At 60.3% G+C, this 8,091-nt stretch carries 8 protein-coding genes and 1 pseudogene; 8 read left to right on the forward strand and 1 reads right to left on the reverse strand.

The genetic code is table 11. The features are described 5' to 3' along the window. Nucleotides 1–417, forward strand: a pseudogene (locus tag GRX31_RS29810) (sprT domain-containing protein); the annotation flags it as partial. Here GRX31_RS29810 and GRX31_RS29815 read toward each other — a convergent pair. Continuing rightward, nucleotides 414–1,412: a tyrosine-type recombinase/integrase gene (locus tag GRX31_RS29815; RefSeq protein WP_237426823.1), complete on the reverse strand. Its 999-nt coding sequence runs from the start codon at nucleotides 1,410–1,412 to the stop codon at nucleotides 414–416. The pseudogene GRX31_RS29810 and the gene GRX31_RS29815 overlap by 4 nt on opposite strands. A 181-nt stretch (nucleotides 1,413–1,593) precedes the next feature. Between GRX31_RS29815 and GRX31_RS29820 the strand changes: the two genes are divergently transcribed. The 7 genes from GRX31_RS29820 to GRX31_RS29850 all read left to right on the forward strand — a co-directional run. After that, nucleotides 1,594–2,382, forward strand: coding sequence for a DsbC family protein (locus GRX31_RS29820; protein WP_160856155.1), 789 nt, complete (start codon nucleotides 1,594–1,596; stop codon nucleotides 2,380–2,382). Next, a complete protein-coding gene (locus GRX31_RS29825; protein WP_160856157.1) occupies nucleotides 2,379–3,263 on the forward strand; it encodes a hypothetical protein in 885 nt (294 codons plus the stop codon). Before GRX31_RS29820 ends, GRX31_RS29825 begins: the two co-directional genes overlap by 4 nt. Beyond that, nucleotides 3,260–3,814 (forward strand): lytic transglycosylase domain-containing protein, encoded by a 555-nt coding sequence (locus tag GRX31_RS29830; RefSeq protein ID WP_160856159.1) that lies wholly within the window; start codon nucleotides 3,260–3,262, stop codon nucleotides 3,812–3,814. Before GRX31_RS29825 ends, GRX31_RS29830 begins: the two co-directional genes overlap by 4 nt. A gap of 11 nt (nucleotides 3,815–3,825) precedes the next feature. Continuing rightward, nucleotides 3,826–4,641 (forward strand): TcpQ domain-containing protein, encoded by an 816-nt coding sequence (locus GRX31_RS29835; protein ID WP_237426824.1) that lies wholly within the window; start codon nucleotides 3,826–3,828, stop codon nucleotides 4,639–4,641. Further along, nucleotides 4,631–6,370: a secretin N-terminal domain-containing protein gene (locus GRX31_RS29840; protein ID WP_160856161.1), complete on the forward strand. Its 1,740-nt coding sequence runs from the start codon at nucleotides 4,631–4,633 to the stop codon at nucleotides 6,368–6,370. The genes GRX31_RS29835 and GRX31_RS29840 overlap by 11 nt, the downstream gene beginning before the upstream one ends. Further along, the gene (locus GRX31_RS29845) at nucleotides 6,363–6,995 is read left to right on the forward strand and encodes a hypothetical protein (RefSeq protein WP_160856163.1); all 633 of its coding nucleotides are present in this window, start codon (nucleotides 6,363–6,365) and stop codon (nucleotides 6,993–6,995) included. The genes GRX31_RS29840 and GRX31_RS29845 overlap by 8 nt, the downstream gene beginning before the upstream one ends. Then, nucleotides 6,931–8,091, forward strand: a 1,161-nt coding sequence (locus GRX31_RS29850) for a hypothetical protein (protein WP_160856165.1), incomplete at its 3' end; no start/stop codon positions are given. The genes GRX31_RS29845 and GRX31_RS29850, both read left to right, overlap by 65 nt.

Raw genomic sequence — 8,091 nt, forward strand, 5'->3', positions numbered from 1 at the left:
GGCCGGCCCGGAGGGAAGCGTACGGGCGACATGATGGCCGACTACGCCATCGCAGGAGGGCCCTTCCTCGGGGCATGCGAGCAGTTGCTGACGGACAGCTTCCAGATCAGTTGGTACGACCGTTTTCCTGCGATCGAGCACGTGCTCAGCGGCCAGTGGAGCATGGCCACGCAGCTGCAGGGCATGGCCGGCACCACGCCCCCAATGGCGACCGTACCCGCTTTGGCGCAGGCAGTGCGGCCAGTGGCCCACACGGTGCCCACAGCCGCCGGCGGACCAGACTCGGTACAGCCGTTGAATAAATCGAACCGCGTCAAGTACAGCTGCACAGGCTGTACTGACCAGATCAGCGTTTGGGGCAAGCCAGGGCTCAAGCTCATCTGCGGCGAATGCCAAGCTGCATTTGTAGATCACTAGCCGTGTTGGTTTGCGCTGTCCCAGCGGAGGAATGGCTTGTATGTTTCGCCACGAGGGTGATGCCGACAGAGCAGCTCTCTGTCATCCAGACCGTGCCTGGACACGTAGATCGCCGTGGTCTCCAGTTGCGCGTGGCCCAGCAGCAGCTTGATGGTGTCGAGCGGGGCCCTACCTTGATAGAGGTGTGTGGCAAATGCATGCCGGAAGCTGTGTGGGGATAGATCCAGACCACACATGCCGGAGTACCGGCGCACCATGCGCCATAACTGGAGATATCGGTAGTCTGGATAGTGTCCGCTGGACACAAAGAATCGTCTTGTCGATCGAGCAACATGTCCACCGGCACGCAGGATATCGTTGCGGACCCTTTTATATTGTGCAATCCAATACAGCGCAGGCTCTCCCAGCACAACAAGACGCTCCCTCCTCCCTTTCCCCATGATCGGCAGGCAGCGGCCCTGGAGATACATGTCTTGTGGCAACTCTAGTAGCTCTGCAGCGCGAAGGCCCGCGCCGTAGAGAAGCTCAAGGACTGCACGGTCGCGTACGCCCTCTGGCGTCTTCACGTCCGGTTGCTCAAGAACACTTTGGATCTGCGAAGCGCTGGGCACTTCATGCTGCGGCCGCGAGAACACGCGTACTGGCAGTAGGTATGGATTGATATCCATGTCCACGATCGACTCGGACAAGCCCCACTCGTACAACCTGCGCAGGCACCATTGCTTTTTGCGAAAAGTGGCGGCTGATACGGCGGCTTTAGCTCCCTGTAAATAGGACTGCAGGACCGAGCCCGAAAGGGCCTCCCATGTGCGCCCTGTCTCTTGGATTGACCACTTGTTGAACGCGCAGATCTCAACCTGAAGTGTTCTTCTCGTGGAATCAGCCATGCCTTCAACCAAGAAGAGATCAGTCAGAAAATCTTCGAAACGGGAATCCCAGCCCTCGTGAAAACGAGAGGGCTCGCCCTGGTGCATCCAGGGATCTTTTCTATCCATGCTGTCCTCAAGTGGCGGGCCAGCACGGATGGCGTAGAGAGCCGTCCCCGCTGGCGAGACGCACACCTCGACGCGCCAAATTCTAGATCAAATAAAACATAAAAAGTCAAGCGTAAAACGTGCGGTATGTATCGAACGTTTTACGCTGGAGTGTCCGAGGAGGGCTGCATACAGTGCGCCCATGCCTACCCACCCCCCTCGTTTTTCGTGCGCAAGTCTGGTACGCACGGCACTGCCCGCTGCTGTTGCAGCGGCCTTCCTCACAGTCTGCACAACGTCTTTCGCTGAGGGTGTCTCAGAAAAAGTAGCAGGACAGTTGAGGGCAGCGATTTCTGCCAATACCGGCAACTCGGTCCGAGTTGACGAGATCAGCCCCACGCCAATTAAAGGCATCTACGAGGTGCTTTCGGAGGGGGAAGTATTTTACGCCGATGAAACAGGTCGTTACAGTTTCATAGGTGGATCATTGATGGATTTGAAACAGCGCGTGGACCTCACCGCACGGGTCCAGGACAAGCGGATGGCCATACCGTTCGATCAGCTGCCGTTCAAACACGCGATCAAGGAAGTACATGGCAATGGCAGCCGGTCGATGGCAGTTTTTGAAGATCCAAACTGCCCAATCTGCAGGGTGTTCACGAAGTTCGTAGACCAGATCGATGACGTGACGGTCTACAGGTTCATGCTCCCGGTCATCAGCCCGCAAAGTCAGAGTCTCGCGCGCATGGCCTGGTGCTCTCCTGACCGTGCCGGGGTTTGGAAGGCGATGATGGACGGCGCCAGGCCCAAATTGCCCGAGGCATGCAATGTCGATGGCCTGGTCGAAATCCTCCGAACTGGGGAGCGCTACCAGATCAACAACACGCCTACCGTGGTGCTGGCCAACGGTAAGCGGCTCGTCGGAGCCACCCCCCCTGAGCAGTTTCTGGAAGAGCTCGAAAAAAGCGGGCGAGTTGGGGGTCGCAAATGAGGCTGTTGAGATTTGTTGCGGACTGGCGCAAACGCTCTCCGCTCACGCTCGCCCTCGTCCCAGTAGTCGCGATTGCGGCCATCGTCAGTGCGGCTGACATCGTCACAGCGATACAGAACTCACCGAATGCGAGCCCATGGCTCAAGCAGAACGCCCAGGCTGTCGCCAATCTTGCGATCAACGTCGAAAGCCGCGGAGATACCAACGCATACAACGGCAGCTGCTGCTATGGCGTGCTGCAGATGAACAGGGCGAATATCCGTGAATACGCTGGTGTGACACCAGAGGAGTATCGCCAACAGAGTCTCCAGCAGCAGATCGACTCGTGGTCGGCTTTGACAACAGACGCTATGCAATCCGGCGTGGTTCGCGATCTACTGGCCTTGGGTACTTTCGATGGCCGACCAGTTGACGGCAACCTGGTGCTGGCCTGCGTTCAGCTGGGCATTGGCAACTGCCGAAGGATGATCAATTCAGGCCGTTGCTCTGGATTTGCGGACAGCAACGGGACGACGATCTGTGGCATGGCGGACCGGATGACCGGCGGGACGGGGACTTCGCCCGGTGGAAGCGGCGGAGGCACCAAACCCGGCACTGGTGGTGGAGGCGCTGGTGGATGGAAGCCCATCACCGAAGTGCCGGTTGCCCCGAGCATGGAAGAAGGATTTCGCCAGGCCTCGGGCCAGAGCATGGGCAACGTGCGCAAGACCATCCTCACAATCGGCATCGGTGCAACGGCGCTGATTGTGGGCTCAGCCTTGCTGAGCGTATGGCGCCGCTACGCTAAGGGTGGCTTGGCCGTCGACCAGTTTTCGCGCCATGCTTTGCAGGCTGGGCTCCTACTTGCATTCATCGCGATTGCGATGACCGTCGTCGCATGAGCCGGCTCCGCGTGATCAAGCTGGCAGCTGCCATTGGGCTCACCACCCTCGCCTGCTTCGGCGCGAACGCCAGCACTCTCGACTGCCTGCGCGGCAACAAAACCAACGCGCACTGCCGGCAGATGCTCCAGAACTACTGGCAGCACGAACGAGCTATCACCGCCGTAGCACTGCATTACGGTCTGGAGCCCGCTCTGCTCAAGGCACTGGTCGCAGTCGAGAGCAAATACAACGCCCAGGCACGCTCCCCGGCCAATGCCCGGGGCCTGGCTCAGGTCCTGCCTGACACCGCGCGAGGTGTCGGCCTCCAAGACGCCGAGAGCAACCTCTACAGCCCCGTGCTGGGCTTGGCCGCCGGCGCCGCATACCTCCGAAAAATGTGGTTCGAGTTTAGGGACTGGCCCCTGGCCCTGGCTGCATACAACGCTGGCCCTGGCGCCGTGCGCAAGCACAAGGGCATCCCGCCCTATCGGGAAACACAGCAGTACGTGCCAAAGGTGCTCGCGCTGTACCGCGAGTTCGCTCTTGCAGACGCTGCGGCGATCCGCTGAAGAAACCAGGAATGAAGATGAAAAAACACATGCTCGGTGCATGCGCCACAGCCGTGGCCATGTCCGTTTCCTTGCCTTCGCTGGCCAATGGTCCCGCAGGCGGCAACGACTCCCGTGATGCATTGCTGCAGGCCCAGGTGGCCATTTCATGGCGCGCCAGGGTGTCTGAGTTCGGCCAGCTGATCGCCCAGCGCATCGGAGTGCCCTATCTCGAAATCTGTCCCACAAATCCGCAGCAATTGGTGCATGTCGAACAGGGCGACACAGCGAGCATCGGCGATGCCCTGCGCTCTGTGAACCTGCAGTTGCAGCCTGGCCAGGTACTGGAGCTGGCCAGCACCGCTGCAGGCCTGCGGCTTGAGCTCGCCAGGACGAGCCCTCTGAGCCCGACCTCGGCGCCATGGGCCGCCGCCGGCGCAGCTGCGCCGTCAAGCACCGCCGGTTGCGATCAGGCCGGTGCCCAGGAACTGGCCGCGCGCCAGAGCCGTGCTGTCGCCTCGGTCCAGATCACTTCCTCTGCAGCTGGCGCGCAGGTGGCCACGCAGCGCTACGTGCTGCGTGAAGGTCAGCCTGTGCACGAGCAGCTGCAGGGCTGGGCCCAGGCCGCTGGCTGGAAGCTCATCTGGTATCCGCGCGTGTCGTGGCAAGTCATTTCGAGCTCGGCCTTTAGCGACGACCTCGATGTCGCTGCGGCCGTCGAGGCCGTGGTCACGATCCTCCGGGCAGAGGGCAAGCAGGTCCTGCTGACCGTGGCGGCCGCCAACCAGGTCATGGAAGTCACGTCCACGGACATCACTGCAGAAAGCAAAGACGGCAATGAAGAATAAGCACCTCCCCCAGCGCCTGACCTGCCTCGCCACAGCGATCAGCGTGCTGCTCCTGCAGGGCTGCACGACGATCCAGGAAGCCGAGAAGAACACGAAAGCAGCCAACGACCAGGCCCGCCGACTGTTGACCGAACGCACACAGATCGCCGCGCCTGCAGGCGTCACGCGCCTGGCAGTTCCGCGCATCGCCGGCAAGGAAATCCGCTTGCACAAAAGCCAGTCGCTGCCGGCAGTTTTCGAGAGCGAAATCGCCTACGCCACACATGGCTCGCAAAAGCTCAGCGAGGTTCTGGAAGAGCTCGGCACGCGCATCGGCATCCCGATCGCAGCAACTGAAATCGTGGGCGCGCCAGGTGCTGACCTCGGCCAGCAAGGACAGGCCCAGTCTGCCGGCACCCGGGGCATCAATGGCTTCACGCAGGTCGAGCACAACGGATCGGTGAAGGCCTTGCTGAACGATCTGGCCCAGCGCAACCAGGCGTCGTGGCGATATGCCGGCTCACGCAACGTGATCGAGTTCTTCCGCTTTGAGACGCGCACTTTCGACATGAACATTCCGGGCGGGGCCAAGGCGCTGGCAGCATCGATCAGCCTGTCTGCCACCGGCTCCGGCTCCAGCAGTGGAGGCAGCGGGGCCAGTGGTGGCTCGGGCGGCGCTGGAGGCAGTAGCGGCAGCGGCACGGTGTCAGTCACTCAGAACCAGCTCATTGACCCCTGGACATCGATCATGAGCTCGGTCCAGGCCATCCTCGGTATCCAGGCAGGAACCTCATCTCAGTCGCGCGGCGCGAATAGCAGTGCAGGTGGTTCGGGGGCCGGCGTCTCAGCCGGTGGAATTGGCGGGTCTGCAGGGGCAGGAGCCGGTTCATCGAACTCCAGGCTCGCGGTGGCTGGCCAAGACGGATTCGCTTCGGCTACACCGGAGCTCGGGATCGTGACGGTCACGGCCAGGCCGCACAGCCTGCAGCGGATCAGCACCTTGCTCAACTCGATCAACGCGCGCTACGCGCGCAACGTGATGATCGACCTGACCGTCTACAACGTCACGCTGGCCAAGGAGCAAGCCGCAGGCCTGTCGATGGACCTGGTCTACAAGCAGCTCAATGGCAATGGAGTGAGCCTTGGAGGCACGAGCCCGATCCAGCCGTCAAGCGGGCAACCCGGTCGCTTCACGGTCAGCTTCGCCGACGCAAATTCCCGGCTCAACGGCACCAAGATCATTGCAGAGGCGCTCAACACGGTCGGCAGCGTGGCGCTGTTCAAGAAAGGCCAGTTCCTGGCCATCAACGGCCAGCCATCGCCCTTCCAGGTGGTCCAGGACCGCGTCTACACGGCCACACGCACGACCACGCAGACCGCCAACGTCGGTGCCCAGACGACCGAGCAGAAAACCACCCTCACCACAGGCCTGACGGCCAACGTGGTGCCGCTGATCCTGGGCGACAACCGCATCCTGCTGCAGTACCAGTTTGAACTGAGCTCGGTGACTTCAATGAACCCGGAGGTGGTCAATGGCGTGACCTCGTACTCACCAGAAGTGGCACGGCAGAGCATGCAGCAGCAGGCCTTCGTGAAAGACGGCGACGCCCTGGTGCTGTTCGGGTTCGACAGCGGCAGCGAGGAAGTCAACGACCAGCTGTCGATCGCGGGCGCGAGCAAGCGCGGCCGCGGCGATCGAACGATGTCGGTGATCGTGATGCAGGTGTATGGAGGTCAGAAAAATGGCTAAGCAACGCAATGCCCCCAAGGTCAAGCTCATCGTCGCAGGCCTGGTGGGCGCTGCACTGGTCGTCCTCGCGGGCGCCGGCCTTGCGCAGCAGAAGACACCGGCCGACCTGGCCGCCGAGAACGAAGTGCAGCTGCAGCTGCTGCAGCAGCAGCGGCAGATCCGCGACATGCTGGGCACGGACCCGATCGTGGGCAGCCTCCCGACCGTCGTGTCGGTGATCATTCTCGATGGAAAGAAGACTGCCCGCCTGGCCCTGGCCAACGGCGCAGTGCTGACGTTCACCGAGGGGGACGAGATAGCGGAGCGCATGACGCTGGCCAGCGTCGCACCGCGCAAGGTCCAGGTCCGGATTGAGCCCCTGCCCAACGCCAAGAGCAAGAAGCCAGTGCCCATGACGCTGGCGTTCAAGGCCGCCAATTCGCCGGGCGGCGCGGCTGCGCCAGGAATGTCTTGGCCAGGCCAAGGAGCAGCGGCCGGCATGCCGGCGGCGCCGCTGGCCATGCCTGCAGGACTGGTCCAGGCGCAGCCCGCCCTGCCCTCACCAGGATCGGCCATCTGGAATGGCCCAACGCCCAATCAAATGCCTGCACACGCCGGCCAGGCGCCTGCACAAAGCAATCAGTGAGGCGCCACAGATGCTAAAGCGCGCGTTCAAAAAAGCCAGGACTGAGCCAACTCTTTCCGCAAGTGATATCGCACAGGATTCCGGCTCGCCTTCTGGCTTTGATCAGAGCTCAACTCAGATATGGAAAATCGATGGTTACAGGTTGGCTCTCGGTTTAACTTGGACCGAGGCAGATAGTCTGAAGACGGCAAAACGCTTTGTTGGAAAAAACAATGCCTATTTGACTTTGAGTGTCAGTGGTCAGCTGAACGTGGCCAAGGGCACTTCGCAGATGGCAGGCTGTTTTGCGGGGGCAGCGCTTGTTGCGATGCTTCTAGATAATGCCCTTGTCTTTCAGAAAATTGCAGAAGAGACATTCTGGATATGCCTGATCAAGGACGGTGTACCTCAGCCAACGTTCGATCGAATCGTCTATGACGCCGAAGAGGCAAAGCAGGCGTACTCGACTGCAGCCGAATACATTCCACACGATGGAGTGATTGTCGGAGACACAATCAATGCCAGATATACCATTCAAAAGATCATTGAGGCCGCAAAAGACCTCAAATCTGAGGAATTGCAGCAATGTAGACTGCGGAAAAATGGTCTGGATATAAGAAAGATTTTTGCTGCGACCATCCTTCTGACGGCCGCTGCCGCAGCCTCGTATTTCATAGCGACCCAGCGAGAGAACCTGCGCAATGAAGAGCGTCGAATGGCCGCTCTGAAAGCGTTGCTCCAAAGTCAGCAAGAAAAGCGAGCTCATGAGCAACGAATAGCCAATCTGATTCAACAATACCAAGAAAAAATTGCATCAGAGCAACGAAACTTCGGTCTGCAAGAAGTCGCACTGTCGCAGTGGCATGAGTGCGAGCAAGTACGAAAGTCGCTGCCATACACTTGGATGGGCTACAAGCCGGCGATTCTGAAATGCGATTTCCAAGCGAAGAAAGCAACCATTGAATGGTCCCCCGCAAATTCCCATACACGCATTGCGGACCGCACAAAGCTCCCAGGAATCCTTGATCCACTGAACACTGAAGGCCCTATCGTCTCGGATTTTCCGATTGGCAGAAGTGCAGTACACGGGAATCCGGCCCAGAAAGTAGATCCAAGA

The sequence above is a fragment of the Delftia sp. CH05 genome, assembly GCF_009827015.1.
GTDB lineage: Bacteria > Pseudomonadota > Gammaproteobacteria > Burkholderiales > Burkholderiaceae_C > Comamonas > Comamonas tsuruhatensis.